This window comes from Curtobacterium sp. PvP017 (assembly GCF_054060195.1).
The window spans coordinates 15730-31659 of sequence record NZ_JBSSCY010000008.1; the positions used below are offsets into that span (position 1 = coordinate 15730).

At 70.4% G+C, this 15930-nt stretch carries 19 protein-coding genes; 6 read left to right on the forward strand and 13 right to left on the reverse strand.

Annotation, left to right across the window (positions count from 1 at the left end; translation table 11 throughout):
- The first annotated feature begins 36 nt into the window (after window positions 1-36).
- Window positions 37-813 (forward strand): isocitrate lyase/PEP mutase family protein, encoded by a 777-nt coding sequence (locus ACVKXF_RS14900; protein ID WP_456796203.1) that lies wholly within the window; start codon window positions 37-39, stop codon window positions 811-813.
- Window positions 814-897: 84 nt separating this feature from the next.
- On the opposite strand, the gene ACVKXF_RS14905 is transcribed toward ACVKXF_RS14900, so the two are convergent.
- Entirely contained in the window at window positions 898-2784 is a 1887-nt protein-coding gene (locus tag ACVKXF_RS14905) for an amidase family protein (RefSeq protein ID WP_456796204.1), read from the reverse strand.
- Complete coding sequence (locus ACVKXF_RS14910; protein WP_456796205.1) at window positions 2781-3608, reverse strand: hypothetical protein; 828 nt, start codon at window positions 3606-3608, stop codon at window positions 2781-2783. Before ACVKXF_RS14910 ends, ACVKXF_RS14905 begins: the two co-directional genes overlap by 4 nt.
- Before the next feature lie 137 nt (window positions 3609-3745).
- Here ACVKXF_RS14910 and ACVKXF_RS14915 point away from each other — a divergent pair, with 137 nt between their 5' ends.
- The gene (locus tag ACVKXF_RS14915; RefSeq protein WP_456796206.1) at window positions 3746-4357 is read left to right on the forward strand and encodes an HD domain-containing protein; all 612 of its coding nucleotides are present in this window, start codon (window positions 3746-3748) and stop codon (window positions 4355-4357) included.
- 273 nt (window positions 4358-4630) lie between these two features.
- Window positions 4631-4918, forward strand: a complete 288-nt coding sequence (locus ACVKXF_RS14920) for a hypothetical protein (RefSeq protein WP_131845315.1) — start codon at window positions 4631-4633, stop codon at window positions 4916-4918.
- Window positions 4919-4996: 78 nt separating this feature from the next.
- Here the strand turns inward: ACVKXF_RS14920 and ACVKXF_RS14925 are convergent, their stop codons facing one another.
- The 6 genes from ACVKXF_RS14925 to ACVKXF_RS14950 form a co-directional block, all read right to left on the reverse strand.
- A complete protein-coding gene (locus ACVKXF_RS14925) occupies window positions 4997-5500 on the reverse strand; it encodes a hypothetical protein (RefSeq protein ID WP_396290400.1) in 504 nt (167 codons plus the stop codon).
- Between the two features lie 92 nt (window positions 5501-5592).
- The gene (locus tag ACVKXF_RS14930; protein ID WP_123294134.1) at window positions 5593-6057 is read right to left on the reverse strand and encodes a phage tail protein; all 465 of its coding nucleotides are present in this window, start codon (window positions 6055-6057) and stop codon (window positions 5593-5595) included.
- Window positions 6058-6075: 18 nt separating this feature from the next.
- Window positions 6076-6921, reverse strand: a complete 846-nt coding sequence (locus ACVKXF_RS14935) for a hypothetical protein (protein ID WP_456796208.1) — start codon at window positions 6919-6921, stop codon at window positions 6076-6078.
- 35 nt (window positions 6922-6956) lie between these two features.
- Complete coding sequence (gene ychF, locus ACVKXF_RS14940) at window positions 6957-8030, reverse strand: redox-regulated ATPase YchF (protein WP_123313302.1); 1074 nt, start codon at window positions 8028-8030, stop codon at window positions 6957-6959.
- 59 nt (window positions 8031-8089) lie between these two features.
- Window positions 8090-8299 (reverse strand): hypothetical protein, encoded by a 210-nt coding sequence (locus ACVKXF_RS14945; RefSeq protein WP_148061774.1) that lies wholly within the window; start codon window positions 8297-8299, stop codon window positions 8090-8092.
- A 9-nt stretch (window positions 8300-8308) separates the two neighbouring features.
- The gene (locus ACVKXF_RS14950; protein ID WP_456796209.1) at window positions 8309-8866 is read right to left on the reverse strand and encodes a hypothetical protein; all 558 of its coding nucleotides are present in this window, start codon (window positions 8864-8866) and stop codon (window positions 8309-8311) included.
- A gap of 91 nt (window positions 8867-8957) precedes the next feature.
- On the opposite strand from ACVKXF_RS14950, the gene ACVKXF_RS14955 reads away from it, so the two are divergent.
- The 3 genes from ACVKXF_RS14955 to ACVKXF_RS14965 all read left to right on the forward strand — a co-directional run bounded on the left by ACVKXF_RS14955 (window position 8958) and on the right by ACVKXF_RS14965 (window position 11017).
- On the forward strand, window positions 8958-9422 hold the full coding sequence (locus ACVKXF_RS14955) for a hypothetical protein (protein WP_456796210.1): 465 nt from the start codon (window positions 8958-8960) through the stop codon (window positions 9420-9422).
- Window positions 9423-9486: 64 nt separating this feature from the next.
- Complete coding sequence (locus tag ACVKXF_RS14960) at window positions 9487-10125, forward strand: exonuclease domain-containing protein (RefSeq protein WP_123313619.1); 639 nt, start codon at window positions 9487-9489, stop codon at window positions 10123-10125.
- A 133-nt stretch (window positions 10126-10258) separates the two neighbouring features.
- A complete protein-coding gene (locus ACVKXF_RS14965) occupies window positions 10259-11017 on the forward strand; it encodes a GntR family transcriptional regulator (protein ID WP_123313299.1) in 759 nt (252 codons plus the stop codon).
- A gap of 151 nt (window positions 11018-11168) precedes the next feature.
- On the opposite strand, the gene ACVKXF_RS14970 is transcribed toward ACVKXF_RS14965, so the two are convergent.
- The 5 genes from ACVKXF_RS14970 to ACVKXF_RS14990 form a co-directional block, all read right to left on the reverse strand.
- A complete protein-coding gene (locus ACVKXF_RS14970; protein WP_456796211.1) occupies window positions 11169-11576 on the reverse strand; it encodes a tautomerase family protein in 408 nt (135 codons plus the stop codon).
- Between the two features lie 122 nt (window positions 11577-11698).
- Complete coding sequence (locus ACVKXF_RS14975; RefSeq protein WP_396290394.1) at window positions 11699-12916, reverse strand: Gfo/Idh/MocA family protein; 1218 nt, start codon at window positions 12914-12916, stop codon at window positions 11699-11701.
- The gene (locus tag ACVKXF_RS14980; protein WP_456796212.1) at window positions 12913-14025 is read right to left on the reverse strand and encodes a transaldolase family protein; all 1113 of its coding nucleotides are present in this window, start codon (window positions 14023-14025) and stop codon (window positions 12913-12915) included. The genes ACVKXF_RS14975 and ACVKXF_RS14980 overlap by 4 nt, the downstream gene beginning before the upstream one ends.
- Entirely contained in the window at window positions 14022-14891 is an 870-nt protein-coding gene (locus tag ACVKXF_RS14985) for a sugar phosphate isomerase/epimerase family protein (RefSeq protein WP_111084937.1), read from the reverse strand. Before ACVKXF_RS14985 ends, ACVKXF_RS14980 begins: the two co-directional genes overlap by 4 nt.
- Before the next feature lie 3 nt (window positions 14892-14894).
- Complete coding sequence (locus ACVKXF_RS14990; protein ID WP_396290392.1) at window positions 14895-15926, reverse strand: Gfo/Idh/MocA family protein; 1032 nt, start codon at window positions 15924-15926, stop codon at window positions 14895-14897.
- Window positions 15927-15930 lie beyond the last annotated feature (4 nt).

Below are 15930 nucleotides of genomic sequence, written 5' to 3' on the forward strand. Positions count from 1 at the left end.
GGGACGCGGGGCGTCGCCCCGCCTACTGTCGGTCCCATGAGCACGAGCACCGCCGACAAGGCCACCACCCTCAAGCAGCTGCACGAAGCCCCGGAGATCCTCCGCGTCGTGAACGTGTGGGACGCGATCACCGCGAAGGTCGTCAGCGACCTGCCAGGTACTAAGGCGATCGCGACCGCCGGACACTCGATCGCCGCGTCGTACGGGTACGAGGACGGCGGGATGCCCCTCGACCTCGCACTGTCGGGCGCCGCGATCGTGGCCGCCGCGACCGACCTGCCGGTCACCGCGGACCTCGACGACGGGTACGAGGACCCCGCCGAGACCATCCGGCGGGCGATCGGCGCCGGCATCGTCGGCGCCAACGTCGAGGACCGCCTGCGTCCCTTCGACGAGGCCGTCGCCCGGGTCGCCGCGATCACCGCCGCTGCCCAGGCCGAGGGCGTCGACTTCCAGCTGAACGCCCGCACCGACGCGATCGCCCGCGGCGGCGACCGTCCGATCGACGAGAGCATCGCGGACGCCATCGCGCGCGGCAAGGCGTTCCTCGACAACGGCGCGGCACTCGTCTTCGTGCCCGGCGCGATCGACCGTGGCGTCGTGGAGCAGCTCGTCGACGGCCTCGGCCGCGGCAAGCTGTCGGTCATCGGTCTGCCGGGTGCCCTGCCCGCCGCCGAGTACGAAGCACTCGGCGTCGCCCGCATCTCCTACGGTCCGCTCACGCAGCGCGTCGCGCTGCGCGCGCTCCGCGACCTCGCGACCGACCTGTACGCCGACGGCGTCGTGCCGGAGGACACTCCGACCCTGAACTGACGGAGCAGACGGACGGGAGGCCCGTGGCGGTGTCGCCACGGGCCTCCCGTCCATCCTGTGGTCGCGTCACGCGACCCGCTCAGCTCAGCCGAGCGCCGGGTACAGCGCGGGCGTGGTGCGCGCCGTCGTCTCCTGCTCGAAGGCGTAGCCGAGGCCGATCAGCGTGCTCTCGTCGAACGAGCGGCCGAGGAACTCGAGGTTCACGCCGGCGCCGGTGATCGTGCCGTCGGCCGCGGTCGCCTGCCCCATCGGGACGGTGATCGCCGGCATGCCGGTGTTCGGGCTCAGGCGCATGTTCGTCGACTGCGTGCCGTACGGCGTGCCCGACGGGTAGATCAGCGAGTCGAGGTCCTGGTCGTCGAGCATCTGCGTGACGAGCTGCTTGCCGGTGGCGAGCTGGGTCGTGTGCGAACCCGTGGGCCCGGCCCACGCCTGGTACTGCGCGTCGGTGATCAGGTCGCGGGACTCGTAGGTCGACTTGCGGCTCGGCACGTACTCGCCCGAGGCCAGGATGCCCTGCAGCGACCGGGCGGTCACGTCGGGGTCGAGGTGCTTCGCGACGTACTCGTCCAGGTCGTGCTTGAACTCGTTCGTGCTGCCGCTGCCCTCGGACAGGACCCGGTTGAACGCCGTCGTCGCGGTGATCGGGACGACGGTCGCGCCGGCCGCCTCGAGCTTCGCGACGGACGCGTCGAACAGCCGCTTGGCCGTGGCGTTCGTGCCGACCATGCTCGTGACGTAGCCGATGCGGGCGCCCTCGAGCGAGTCGGCGTCGAGCGACGACGTGTACGAGGTGGGCACCTTGCCGGACTGCGCGCTCGTGACGGGGTCCGCGGCGTCCACACCGGTGACGGCGTCGAGCGCGACGGCCGCGTCGGTCACCGACCGGGCGATGGGCCCGCCGGTGTCCTGCGACAGCGCGAGCGGGATGATGCCGTCGCGGCTGGCCAAGCCGACCGTCGGGCGGATACCGACGAGCTGGTTGTACGTCGACGGGATGCGGATCGAGCCGCCCGTGTCGGTGCCGAACCCGATGCCGGCGAGGTTCGCCGCGATCGCCGCACCGGTACCACCGCTGGAGCCACCGGCGGTCTGCGCCGTGTTGTACGGGCTGGCGACCAGCAACGACGAACCGGCGGGCTGGTTCGACGAGAACTCCGAGACGAAGCCGTAGGCGAACTCGTCGAGGCTGGCCTTGGCGAGGATCACCGCACCGGCACCGCGCAGGCCGGCGACCATCGTGGCGTCGGTGTCGGTCTGGTTGTCGTCCCAGCAGCCGCAGCCACCCGTGGTCGGCATGTCCTTGGTGTCGTAGTTGTCCTTCACCGCGATCGGCACACCGAGCAGCATGCTCGTCATGCCGTGCTCGGCACGCTCGGCGTCCGCCGTCTTCGCTGCAGCGAGGGCCTCGGCGTTCGTCGTGACGATCGAGTTGAGCGCGCGGCCGGTCGACGCGGAGTCGACCTTCGTGCGGTCGTACGCGGCGATGCGGTCGAGGTAGTCCTGCGTGATGGCGACCGAGGTGGTGACCCCGGCGTTCATGGCGGCCTGCATGTCGATGGTGGACGCCTCGACGAGCGTGAACGGGCCGTCGTCGTAGATCATCCGCTGGGACAGCGCCGCGAGGTCCGCGACGGTGATCGTGCCGTCGGCGTCGGTGTCCGCGGCGCTGACGGTCGCCCAGTCGTCACTGGCGCTCGTCGCGCCGAGGTGGTCGGTGAGCACCGCGAGGTCGGACTTCGTGACCTGCTCGTCGCCGGTCAGGTCGAGGTCCGTGTAGTACGGCGCGAGCATGGCGGCCGGGCTGGCATCGACGGCTGCGGGTGCTGCTGCGGCCGTGATCGCTGGGGTCGCGGCGAGGACGGTGCCGACGAGGGCGATGAGCGAGGCGCCGGCGACGGCGGTGCGCTTCCGGCTGGTCGTGGTCGTTGCCGCGACCTGCTTGCTGGCGGCCGGCTTCTTGGCGGTCATTCTGCTGCTCCGGTGCGCTCGCGGCGGGCGCGGCGCGCACGCAGGGTGATCAGGGTTCCGCCGGCGGCGAGGAGGGCCAGGGACGCGGCGATCCACGGGGCGACGTCGGCGCCGGTCCAGGCGAGTTCGCCACCGGTCGGACGGTCGCCACCCGCTGCGGCCACGGCGGTCGCGCCGCTGGTCGGGTCGGAGGGGTCGCTCGGGCCGGCCGTGGCCGTCGGGTCGGGGTCGCCCGCGCCGGTGCCCGGGTCGGCCGTGGCGGTGGCGCCCGGGGTGGGCGTGGCCGTCGGGGTGGGTGTCGGCGTGGCCGTCGCCGCTGCAGCGATCGAGATCGAGGTGCTCGCCGGGTCGGTCAGCGTCGTCGAGGTGCCGTCGGAGCCGACGAGCGTGATGCTCGTGACCGCCAGGTCGACGCTGCCCGCTGCGGTCGGCGTCAGGCCGATCGACGCCGCGAGGTCGCCACTGAGCGCCGGGGACGTCCCGAGGCGGGTGTGCACGACCGTCAGGGCGTCGCCGTCCTGCTCGACGCTGTCGAAGCCGCCGTCGGGACCGGTGACGCTGTCGTCGACGTACGCCACGGAGTCCGCGTCGGCGTCGAGCGTGATCTCGAACGCGTAGACGTCGGTCGTCGCCGGGATCGTGAGGTCGACGTCGAACGCGGTGCCGACGGTCGCGGTGGTGGGGGCGTCGATGGTCGCGGTCGTCGCGGTCGGTGCTGCCTGTGCCGGTGCGGCGGTCAGGGCGGCGAGGCCGATCGCCCCGGCGGCGACGAGTGTCGAGGACACGATCGTCGCGCGGGGGCGCAGCCGGAGGCGGTGCTGCATGGGTGCAGGTCCTTCGGGAGGAGGTCGGGTGCTGAGCGGGTACTCAGTGATCCGAAAGCTAACGGTGCGCTGTTTCCGGCTCGGGCCCGGCACGTTTCCGCGCCGTTACGGCTCCGCCGCACCGCTACTGTCGTGCCATGTCGCTCGACGTCGAAGCCCTGCTCACCCCACCCTCCCCCGTCGCCGCACGGGCGTTGGACGTCGTTCGCACCTGGTCCTCCCCCGCGCTGGTGAACCACTGCCTGCGCTCGTGGGCGTGGGCGGTCCTGCTCGCCCCGACCGTCGACCTCGAGCCCGACCGCGAGCTGCTCTTCGTCGCCACGATGCTGCACGACCTCGGCGTGACACCGTCGTTCGACGCCCACGCCGTGCCGTTCGAAGACGCCGGCGGCGCTGTGGGCTCCGTCTTCGCCCTCGGCGCCGGGTGGGACGCAGCCCGCGCGCGACGCGTCGGCGAGGTCATCGAGCGGCACATGTGGACCTCCGTCGACCCCGCGATGGACGTGGAGGGGCACCTGCTCGAGGTCGCCACCTCGCTCGACGTCTCCGGTGCCGGGTTCTCCCGGTGGTCCACCGACGACCTGCACGCCGTCGCCACCGCACTGCCCCGCCTCGGGTTCTCCGGCTCGTTCGACGAGCTCATCCACGCGCAGGCTTCGCGCAAGCCGGCCTCCGCCGCTGCACGACTCGACGGCTCCGGGAACGCGGCTGCCGGTGGCGCCCGTTGGGACGCGTTCCTGGCGTCCTGAACCGTCTTTCCGGCCGTCGCTGGACTTCTTCGCTTCGAGTGCGTATAGTTCTTGGTTGGTGCACTGCCGCGAACCCATCTGACTCGCGCACACCAACGTCTCGACACCGACTCACCCGAGTCGCATTCCAAGCGAGACCACCGCTCGATCCGAACGGATCAGCAGCACGTTGAAACTCGACGTGCGCGCCCCGCACTCGATGCGTCGCGCCGGACTGAGACGTCCGCCGACGCCGAGTCGCCCTGGCGCCGAATGACCAGGAAGTACAGCACCATGACCAGCAACGAACGAATCACCGTGTTCGGGACCGCACTCGCGGCCCCGACGATCACCCCCGACCGCATCGCCGAGTTCCCCGTGCGTGACGACCGCTCGCAGCGCGAGTACCTCGTCCGCATCGCGGCCGACGACCTGCAGACCTTCGTCACCCGCGGCACCCGTCTGGACGCCGTCGGCGAGGCCGGCTGGACCGTCCCGGGCCGCTCCTGGGCGGGCGAGGCCAGCCGCACCCTGCTGCAGGCACAGTCCGTGCAGGCGGGCGAGATGGCCCTCGCGGCCTAGGCTCCACCAGGACGAACGCGAAGCGCCGCCGGGCTACCCGGCGGCGCTTCGTCGTGCGTGGGGCCGTCCGTGCGACGGTCACGCACCTCGACGGGCCGCAGCCACGACCTGTGACGCCGCCCCGAGTACCCCCGGCACGATCGCAGCGAACGCCCCGACCGTGTGACCGGCCGAGATGAGAATCGCTCCCGCGATGAGCGCTCCGACGGTGAGTACCTGCGCACCGATGACACCCGTCAGGACGGCGACTGCCTCCGCTCTGCTCAGACGCTCGACGGCGTCAGCAGCGACCGCTTCGGAGCGGAGGTGGCAGCCGATCATCCGCTCGGCCGCTCCCGGGACGAGCCGTTCGTACTCGGCCAGGACGCGCGGAGACGCTACCGGTCCACTGAACATCTCCGTTGCAGCGATGTTGAGGACGTTGGCGTCCGCCTCTCCTCGGCTGCCGTTCGCCGTGCCGCTGACGCCCGCTTCTCGTTCAACAGCTCCCGCATCGCCCGCGCTCGGGAGCTGTCCCCCGTGAACCCGACGTACAGGCCGTGCATCACCGCAATCTTCACCAGAGTCGCCGTCATAGCCCATGCCCTGCCCTTCATCACCGGTTCGTGGTGACCAGGGTCAATCAGCGTTGCCTGCCGTACCAAACATTTTGCATACACGGCTGCTTCGCGACGTCAGTACTCGCCCTTCACCACGAAGAACGAGCCGCGGATCGTGCCGGCGAGCTTCGACTTCTGCCGCGCGAACTTGAACTTGTCGGCGAGTTCCTCGGGCACGTCCATGCCGTCGGACAGCTTGAAGCCGACGGCGCGCTTGCCGCCCGGCTCGAGCGTGTACAGGACGTTGATCGCCAGGCCGGACTCGTAGAACACGTACGTCCAGCGCACGCCGTCGACGAGCGCTTCCGTGGCCTCGAGCGGTGGCGACGCGATGACCAGCCCGCGCTCCTCCTCGAGCACCCGCCGCACGTAGGCGACCAGATCCGGCACATCAGCCGCGGCGTGCGTGGTGAACACGTGGTCGTACTTGTTCGCGAAGTACCGCGCCTCGTTGGCCCGGAGTCCGGCGAGTGCGTCGGCGACCGGCGAGGACTCCAGACCCACCGTGGACACGTTCACGAAGTCGACGACGTACGACATGGGGGCCTCCTCGGGCGCTCAGACGAGCCGAAGCGAGCGTGTGGGTTGCTTCGACGCGCTCGGTTCATCCTGTGTACCGAGGGCGCGGAGGAGCGCCACGAGCGCGTCCTCGAATCGGTCGGTACTGAAGGTCAATGACCTCGCCGCTGCGTCCGCGAGCGACTCGGGTTTCCACGATCCTTTGAGCGTCGAGCTTTCCATGAGCAGTGACTCACGCTTCTCGTAGACCAGCGGCCAGGGCGACCCCGGCTGCGAGTAGGTCGGAACGTCGTCCGGTGCGTAGCCGGCGCACTCTGCGAGGAGCCGCGGATTGAGGTTGACGAACGATCCGTTCATCAGAGCGTCCACGGTCGTTCTGTGGTCCGCGACGTCTTCTGGGTCAAGTTCCTGATCGAAAGCGAGGATCGCCAGATGGGTGGCGTCCGTGTCCATCCAGGCAGCCTCGTTGAGGAGGTTGGCGAGACTCCCTACCGGCAACTGGTGCTCGTCGCTGATGGTGGTGTCGATCGCGCGCAAGAGCGCGACCTCAGTCTCCAACTGCGCGATCAAGTGCCGGACCTCGCCTCGAAGCGCCCCGGTGTCAGCTTCGTTGACTGACTGGTCCGAGAGCAGTTCGGCCAATCTCGGACTCGTCAACGCCTCAATGCTCCGCGCAGCAACGAGCGCTGCCTTCCCGTGTGCCAGGACGTCCTGCTTCCAGGCCGAGATGAACATGCTCGCCTCACGACGCGCCTGGTCGTTTGCAAGCTCCCGAGCCTGCCGACTGGCAATTCGCGCGACGTAGATGGTCACGGCCAAGGCAGCAATGGAGAGCAGCGCTGCTACCGCAGTGGCCACCGCTGACACCACGTCCACCCACGTCATCGTTCCCCCGTGCATTCCTGCCCCTCCTGCTGCCCCTAGTTGTTGAAGCGGAACTCCACCACGTCGCCGTCCTGCATGACGTAGTCCTTGCCCTCGATCCGGGCCTTGCCGGCAGCGCGGGCCTCGGCGATGGAGCCGGTCTCGACCAGGTCGTCGAACGAGATGACCTCGGCCTTGATGAAGCCCTTCTCGAAGTCGGTGTGGATGACACCGGCAGCCTGGGGTGCCTTCCACCCCTTGCCGATCGTCCACGCACGGGCTTCCTTCGGACCGGCCGTCAGGTAGGTCTGCAGCCCGAGGGTGTCGAACCCGATGCGGGCGAGTTGGTCGAGTCCGGACTCGGTCTGGCCGGTCGACTCGAGCAGTTCGGCGGCGTCGGCGGGGTCGAGGTCGATGAGCTCCGACTCGACCTGGGCGTCGAGGAAGACGGCCTGGGCGGGGGCGACGAGCGCGGCTAGTTCGGCCTTGCGGGCGTCGTCGGTCAGGATCGCCTCGTCGACGTTGAACACGAAGATGAAGGGCTTGGCGGACAGGAGTCCGAGCTCGGCGATCGGCGCGAGGTCGATCTTCGTCGCGGACAGCAGGGTGCCCTGCTCGAGCGCGGCACGGGCCTCGCGAGCGGTCTCGAGCACGATCGGCTCGGCCTGCTTGAGCTTCACTGTCTTCTCGTACCGCGGCAGCGCCTTGTCGATGGTCTCCATGTCGGCGAGGATCAGCTCGGTGTTGATGACCTCGAGGTCGTCCTTCGGGGACACCTTGTTCGCCACGTGCACGACGTCGTCGTCGGTGAAGCCGCGCACGACCTGCGCGATGGCGTCGGCCTCGCGGATGTTGGCGAGGAACTTGTTGCCCAGGCCTTCACCTTCGCTCGCACCCTTGACGATGCCGGCGATGTCGACGAACGACACCGGCGCGGGCACGGTCTTCTCCGAGTGGAAGAGCTCAGCGAGCTGGTCGAGCCGCGAGTCGGGCAGGTTCACCACCCCGACGTTCGGCTCGATCGTCGCGAACGGGTAGTTCGCGGCGAGGACCTGGTTCTTGGTCAGGGCGTTGAACAGGGTCGACTTGCCGACGTTCGGGAGACCGACGATTCCGATGGTGAGAGCCACGGAAGAAGAGCCTACCGGCGGCGGCCTGTCGGAACCGACCCGGGCCTCCAGTCCGTCCATCAGTCCAGCGGTGGCGACCCGCCCAGCGTGATCAGCCACAGGATCGCGGCGAGGATGCCGCGGGCCGATCCGGTGGCCACGATCGCGGCGGCGGCGCCGGCAGCGACGAGCGCGGTGGCCAACCCGACGGCACGCCGCGTGGTGTGCGGTGCTGCGTCGACGCGCTCCGCCTGCGCCAGCAGCTCGTCCATGTCTCGCGGTTCCCCCATGTCCTGAACCTAGTCCGGCTGCTGCTGGGAGGCCAGGGCAACCACTTGACGCTCGACGACGTCGAAGACGTCGGCCTGCAGCCGCTGCGAGCGCCGCCAGTCGCCGGCCACCTGCAGCGAGTGGTCGGCACGGTCAACGGTCTGGAGGCGCGCAGCAGTCCCCGAGACCCGCTCGGGCCGCCACATGGTGTCGTCTCCACCCCCGATCGCGTCATGCGCGTCGGTGGCGGCGGCGAGCGCCGTGGCCACGTCGTCGTGCGTGAGGACCGGCGTGAGCCAGACCCCGGGCACGTCGTTCCGGATCGCCCACGGCAGGGCGAAGCACCCGAACGACTTCGCGATGACCAGGTCGGGCAGGCGATCGTCCAGCGCAGCCCCGATCGCGGCCTCGACGAACGCCACCGGGTCGGCCCCGGCGTCGTCGTCGATGATCCAGGCCGGTGCCACGACCTCGCATCCGGCCGCCGACGCGATGGCCTGTGACCACCACAGCAACGGCGCCTGCTGCCCGTAGCCGGCCCCGGCGAGCACCAGCACGAGCGGCCGACCGTCTCCGTCGTTCCCCATGCGCGCACGCTACCGCGCGGAACGCGCCACGACGGCTTCTGGCAGCGTGGTCCCCGTCGTCCGGACCGGGCGACGGAACAGGAGGACGTCGATGTGGTTCGAACGCGACGAGCGCGGTGTGCACTCGGTGGGCATGGGAGCGCCGGGGCTGCGGCAGCGCTTCGCACCGGAGACACTCGCCGCCCTCGAGCAGGCCTCTCGCGCTGAGCTCGAGCAGCTGCACGACGCGATGGCCGAGCTCGAGGCCGACGTCCTGGTCGTCTACGACCCCGAGGACGACACGATCGACTACGCCGAGGAGGACCGGTTCCGCGGGATCCCGCTCCCCCGCGACTCGGGGTTCCCGGTCGTCACCGGCGACCTGACCGCCGGACTCACCGAACACGTCGAGAGCCTGCCGCTGCGCTGGCGACTGGACGGCGTCGCGGTGGCGTTCGAGATGGTGGGCACGCTGCTCGCGCCGTACTGGAAGCGCGAACGTGCGCGTCGGACGGCGACCTGGCGCGCGACGGCACGACGTCGGCGCAGCGGCTCCCGGTCGGCACGCCGCCGCTGAGCGTCCGGCCGCAACGCCGAGGCGGCTTCCGGTGATGTCGGCGCCCCGTGCGACGATCGGAACCGTGCCGTTGAACTTCACCGCGATCGACTTCGAGACCGCGAACAGCTCGCCCGCCAGTGCGTGCTCCGTCGGACTCGTCAAGGTCCGCGCGGGCCGGGTCGTCGACCGGGCGTCGTGGTTCATCCGCCCGCCCCTCGGACACGACGCGTTCCTCGAGTGGAACACCCGGATCCACGGGATCGTCGCCGAGGACGTCGTCCGGGCGAAGACGTGGGAGCAGCAGTACCCCGACCTCGTCGCCTTCGCCGAGGGTGACGTCCTGGTGGCGCACAACGCCCGGTTCGACATGGGCGTCATCGCCGGTGGGTGTTCCGCGACCGGCATCGACCTCGCCGAGCACCACTCGATGTGCTCGCTCGCGGTCGCCCGCAAGACCTACACACTCGACTCCTACCGACTGCCGGTCGCAGCGATGGCCGCCGGGTTCGAGGGCTTCCAGCACCACGACGCCGCCGCCGATGCCGAGGCGTGTGCTGCGATCGTCATCCACGCTGCCGGCCACCACGGCACCGACACGGTCGAGGCCCTGGGTGCCGCGACCCGGGTGACGATCGCCCCGGTCCGGGCCCGCGCCGAGAAGCCGAAGTCGTCGACGCCGCAGCCGCGGCTGTCGAACCGCCCGATGGTCTTCGCCGACTGAGCCCAACGCGAGCGTGGGACGGTCTCGAGCCGACACCCGTTGTCCGGTGCTCGGGGCGCCGATACCCCGGTGGTATTGTCACGACATTGCCGTCGGCACCGACGCCGGCACCCAGCACGTGTGAAGGACCGCGATGACCAACGAAGGCCAGCTGCCGTCCGACCTGTTCATGGACCTGGACCGGTCGGGTCCCATGCCCCTCTACTTCCAGGTGGCCTCGCGCATCGAGGAGTCGATCCGCTCCGGCGTGATGCCACCCGGCGCCCGTCTCGAGAACGAGATCGCGCTCGGTGAGCGCCTCGGACTGTCCCGCCCGACGATCCGTCGGGCGATCCAGGACCTCGTCGACAAGGGGCTGCTCGTCCGCCGCCGCGGCATCGGCACGCAGGTCGTGCACGGCCCGGTGACCCGCAAGGTCGAGCTCACGAGCCTGTACGACGACCTGGCGCAGGGGTCGCAGGCCCCGGCGACGAAGCTCCTTGAGCGCAACGACGTGCCGGCTCCGGACGACGTCGCAGCCGCGCTGAGCGTCGAGCCCGGCACGACCGTCGCGCACATCCGCCGCGTGCGATTCGCCGAGGACGTCCCGATGGCGATCCTCGAGAACTACCTGCCGCCGGAGTTCCTCGAGATCACCGACCAGGATCTGCAGGACCACGGGCTGTACCAGCTGCTCCGCGGTCGGGGTGTGACGATGCGGGTGGCGAAGCAGCGGATCGGTGCCCGCGCGGTCACCGACGAAGAGGCCGGTCTGCTCGAGATCGAGGACGGTGACCCGGTCCTGACGATGAGCCGCACCGCGTACGACGCCTCGGGCCGCGCGGTCGAGTACGGCGTGCACTGCTACCGCCCCGACCGTTACTCGTTCGAGGTCACCCTCGTCGACAAGTAGGAAGTCCGCGCGGTCCGCGTGACGTCGAGGTTCCACGAACCGCCGCGCGCGTGACGCCGAGGTTCCACGGATGGCCGGTGAACGCCTCGAGATGCCGAGATTTCGGAACCTCGGGCGGACGGACGGGACGAGCGGGCCGGACGGACCCCGCTCAGGCGAGCGAGGGCACGCCGAGCTCGCCCGTCACGTACTGCGCTCGTCCGAAGCCGAACGACCAGTCCTGCGGGCCGTTCTCGACGTAGCCGATGAAGACGTCCTCGGACGCGACACCGACCGCCGCCAGGGCGTCGTGGATGGCCGCGTACAGCGTCGTCTTCGCCTCGTCGGTGCGCCCGCGCTGCGTGAAGACCTGGATGACGATGACACCCTCGGTGCGCTCGAACCCCAGGCCGGCGTCCTCGGCGATGATCTGCTGCGCCGGGTGCTCGGTGATCACCTGGAACCGGTCGCGCACGGGGATCGCGTACACGTCGACGATGGCCTGGTGGATGGCGTCGGCGATGGCGCGCACCGCCTGCGGCGTGCGGCCGGTGGCGAGGTCGATACGGACGAGCGGCATGGTGCCTCCTACTGTTCGGGACTTTGTCCTGACAAACTAACATGGATCGAGAGCCGACAACAGAGAGACGGGAGGCGCGGTGCCAGCTGGCACCGCGCCTCCCGTCCGTCGTCCGCGACCGTCTAGAGCACGGGGGTCGCCGCCGCGTACGTGAGCGGCCCGTCGACGCGCGCGACGTCGTGCCACGCACCGTCGGCGAGGGACGCCTCCGCCGCCTCGACGATGGACGCTGCGGCCAGTCCGTCGGCGACGGACGGGGCGAGCTGCTCCCCGCGACGGACGCTCGCGATGAACTGGGCGGCCTCGATCGTCTTCAGGTCGTCGTAGCCCATGGCCGTGCCGGCGCCGGGCTGGAAGCGCGCGAACTCACCGTCACCCGCGGCGACGTAGTGCGTGGCGTAGCCGTCGACCTCTTGGCCGTCGAGGTACACCTCGAGCTCGTTGAGCCGCTGAAAGTCCCACCGCACCGAACCCTTGGTGCCGTAGATCTCGAGCGTGTACTCGGCGTGCGGTCCCCGCATGACACGGCTCGAGTCCATGGTGCCGACGGCGCCGTCCTCGAAGCGGAAGAGCAGGGCGGCGTAGTCCTCGTTCTCGACGCGGCCGAGCGCACCGGTGGCTGCGGCGCTCCGGTCGACGATGCCCGCGGCCGGCTTCGGGCGCTCCTGGATGAAGGTCTCGGCGAGGGCGCTCACACTGGCGATCCGACCGACGACGTACTGCGCCAGGTCGAGGCCGTGCGAGAGCAGGTCGCCGAGCACGCCCGAACCGGCACGCTCCCGCTCGAAGCGCCAGGTCAGCGGCGCCGCGGGGTCGGACGAGTAGTCGGCGAGCAGCGACCCGCGCACGTTCGTGATCCGACCGAGGCGGCCGCTGCGGACGAGTTCGCGCGCCCGCTCGATCGCCGGCGCGTGCCGGTAGTTGAACCCGACGCTCGTGATGACGCCTGCGCGCTGCACGGCCTCGTGGATCTCGCGCGAGTCGCTGGCGTAGCGGCCCATCGGCTTCTCGATCCAGAACGGCTTGCCCGCTTCGGCAGCAGCGACCGCCATCTCGCGGTGCAGGAAGTTCGGCGAGCAGATCGAGACGACGTCGACGGCCGGGTCGGCGAGGACCTCGTGGTAGTCGGCGACGGCCCGCTCGTAGCCCAGGCGGGTGACGGCCTGGTCGCGAGCGGCCTCGATCGGGTCCGCGGCGACGACGAGCCGGGGGTGCACGCCGAGCTCGGGGAAGTGGTCCGGCAGGGCGCGGTAGGCCCGCGAGTGCAGCCGCCCCATCCAGCCGACCGAGATGAGGCCGACGCCGATGGTGTCCGGCACGGCTGCGTCCGTCGACGTCATGCGGCGGGGACGATGATGTCGCGGACCAGGGCGTCGAGCTGCGCGTCGGCGTCGAGGAACTGGCGCAGGGTCGTCACCGTGGCACCGAACCGGTCGAACTCGTCGATCGTCATGCCGTCGACGTCGTAGCCGCGCGCGAACTCAGGGGTCGCGGCGCGCAGGGCCGCGATGACGTCGGCCGGCACCTCGTCGTGGATGGCGTCCGGACGGAACGGGAACGCGTTCGCGTTGATGTCCTTCGACCACTGGAACGGCGGGGAGACGACGAGGTCGCCGCCCTGGAACTCCGACCACTGCAGCGCGTTGCGGAAGGCGGCGACGAGCACGCGCGACCGGAAACCACGCTCCTGGAACACGCGGTAGGCGTTCTTCACCGCGGCGACGCCGGCCCACTCGAGGATGCCGGGGTCGACCAGGACGTGGTCGCGCTTGACGACGGTCTTCAGCCAGTCGTCGAACCGGCCGGCCATCAGCGTGACGACGTGGCCGAACTCCTGGTCGGGCAGCCCGTCGGCGGCACGGCGGTCGAGTGCGCGCTCGATGGCCTCGCCGACGGCCACGACCTGCGGCACCGTGAAGGACACGGTCGCGTTGATCGAGACACCGCGGTACGCGGCCTCCTCGATCGCGGCGATGCCGACCTTGGTGGCGGGGATCTTCACGATGATGTTCGGGGCGAGCTGCGAGAACCGCACGGCCTGCTCGACCAGGGCGTCGGCGTCCCGGTGGAAGCGCGGGTCGGTCTGCATCGACAGGCGACCGTTGCGGCCGCCGGACGCCTCGAACGCGGGCAGCAGCTGCTCGGCCGCGGCGATGGAGAGCTCCTCGACGGCCTTCCAACCGATCCAGGACTCCCCCGCCGTCGGGTGCTCGGCGGCGATCTCGCGGATGCGCGGAACCCAGGTCTCCGGGTCCTGCTTGATGCACGTGTACGCGATCACCGGGTTGCAGGTCGCCCCGACGGCGCCGTACTCGTGGATCGCGGTCGACAGCTCGCGCGGGTCGGCGGAGTCGTTCCACAGGGCCGTCACGGTCTGCGACGCGGCCCGCAGCGTGACGGGTCGGGGGTCGGCGCCGGTGGGCGTCGTGGTCTCGAGGGTGTCGGTCATCGTGTGAGTCCCTTCTTGATCGTGTCGAGCTGGAAGCGCGAGACCTGGTCGGCGTTCTCGTCCTCCGCGAAGACGCTCGACACCGCCACGGTGTCCTCGCGCGCCGTGAAGCCGACCCGGTCGAGGGCGGCCCAGAAGGCGTCGAAGTCGACGTCCGCCTGCCCGACCGGCAGGTGCTGGTGCACCCGGACCGGGTTGCCGGGCGGGTTCGTGATGTAGCGCAGCCCGTGCGACCGGTGGTGGTCGTAGGCGTCGGCGACGTGCACGAGCTGCAGGGAGTCGCCCGCGGCGTCGATGATCTCGTCCATGTTGCCGCCGTAGTGGAACGTGTGGCAGGCGACGTAGACGAAGCCGATGCTCTTCGAGTTCAGGCCACGGATCACCCGGAGTGCCTCGAGCCCATCCTCGACGAAGTCGTCGGGGTGCGGGTCGATCAGGACCCGGATGCCGGAGTCCTCGATGATCGGCAGCAGTTCCTCCATCGCCCAGTGGAACTGGTCCTCGGACTCCTCGGCGCGCTCGGGGCGGCCGGAGAACTCCGTGTTGATCGTGTCCACGCCGAGGCGCTTCGTGATCTCGATGACCCGCTTCCACTTCTTGACGGCGGCCTCGCGGGCCTCCTTGTCCGGACCGGCCCAGCGCAGGACGGGCAGGACCGATGCGACCTGCACCCCGGCCGTCGTGCACGCCGCGGCGAACGCGTCGACGAGGTCGTCGTCGGCCGTCGGGTGCCGGTAGAACGGGATGAAGTCCTTGTGCGGGGTGAGCTGCAGGTACTCGTAGCCGAGGTCGGCGACCTTCTGCGGGAACTCCAGCAGCGACAGGTCGTGGTGGTACGGCGTGGGGTCGAGTGCGATCTTCGGCATCGATCAGGCCGTCTCGTAGAAGGCGGGCTTCGCGGTCGCGTACGTGATCGGTTCGAGCGCACCGGACTGCTGCGCACGCACGGCGACCTCGGCGACGACCGACGCCGTGTACCCGTCCCAGGCGCTCGGCCCGTCGATCCCACCGGCCCGTGCGGCGTCGACCCAGCGCTGCACCTCTTCGTCGTAGGCGGCACCGAAGCGCTCGACGAACGACGGGGTGACGCCCTGGCCGGAGACGCCCTGCGACACGAGGTTCAACGAGGTCTCGCGGCCGATGTAGGCGACCCCGGACTCGAACACCGCGTCGGTCGTGACCTGGTAGCCGAACTGGGCGTTCACGTTGATCTCGACGATCGCCATGGTGCCCGACTCGGTGGTGAACAGCACGAACTGCGGCTCGGGCAGGTCGGCCGGCGCGAGCGAGTTCTTGCGGGGCTTCTTCACCTCGACGCTCGTGATCGCCTCGCCCGTGATGAACGGGATGATGTCGATCTCGTGGATCACCGAGTCGTGGATGAGCATCGACTCGCTGAAGTTCGGCGGTGTGGTCGGGTTGCGGTGCGCGTGGTGCAGCGCGAGCAGGGCGCCGTTGGCACCGGACTCCCGCAGGGCACGCAGCTCCTGGTACCCCTTGTCGAAGCGGCGCATGAAGCCGACCTGGATCTTCGGACGGTCGGCGTGCTGCTGCTCGAGCTCGACGATCCGCAGGGAGTCCTCGGCCGACGTGGTGAGCGGCTTCTCGCACAGGACGGCCAGGCCGCGCTCGAGCGCCGGCACCAGGACCGGCTCGTGCAGGAAGCCCGGCGTCGCGACGATGACGGCGTCGATCGCGGTGGCGTCGAGTGCTTCCTCGAACGACGCTGCGGTGATCGCGCCGGGCGCCTTCGCCGCGGCGGCGGTCGCGCGGCCGCTGTCGGGGTCGACGATGGCGACGACGTCGGCGCCGGCGATGGTCGAGGTGATGCGACGGATGTGGTCGCTGCCCATGGCGCCCGCGCCGACGACGGCGACGCGGAGGTTGTCAGTGGTGCTCATGGCG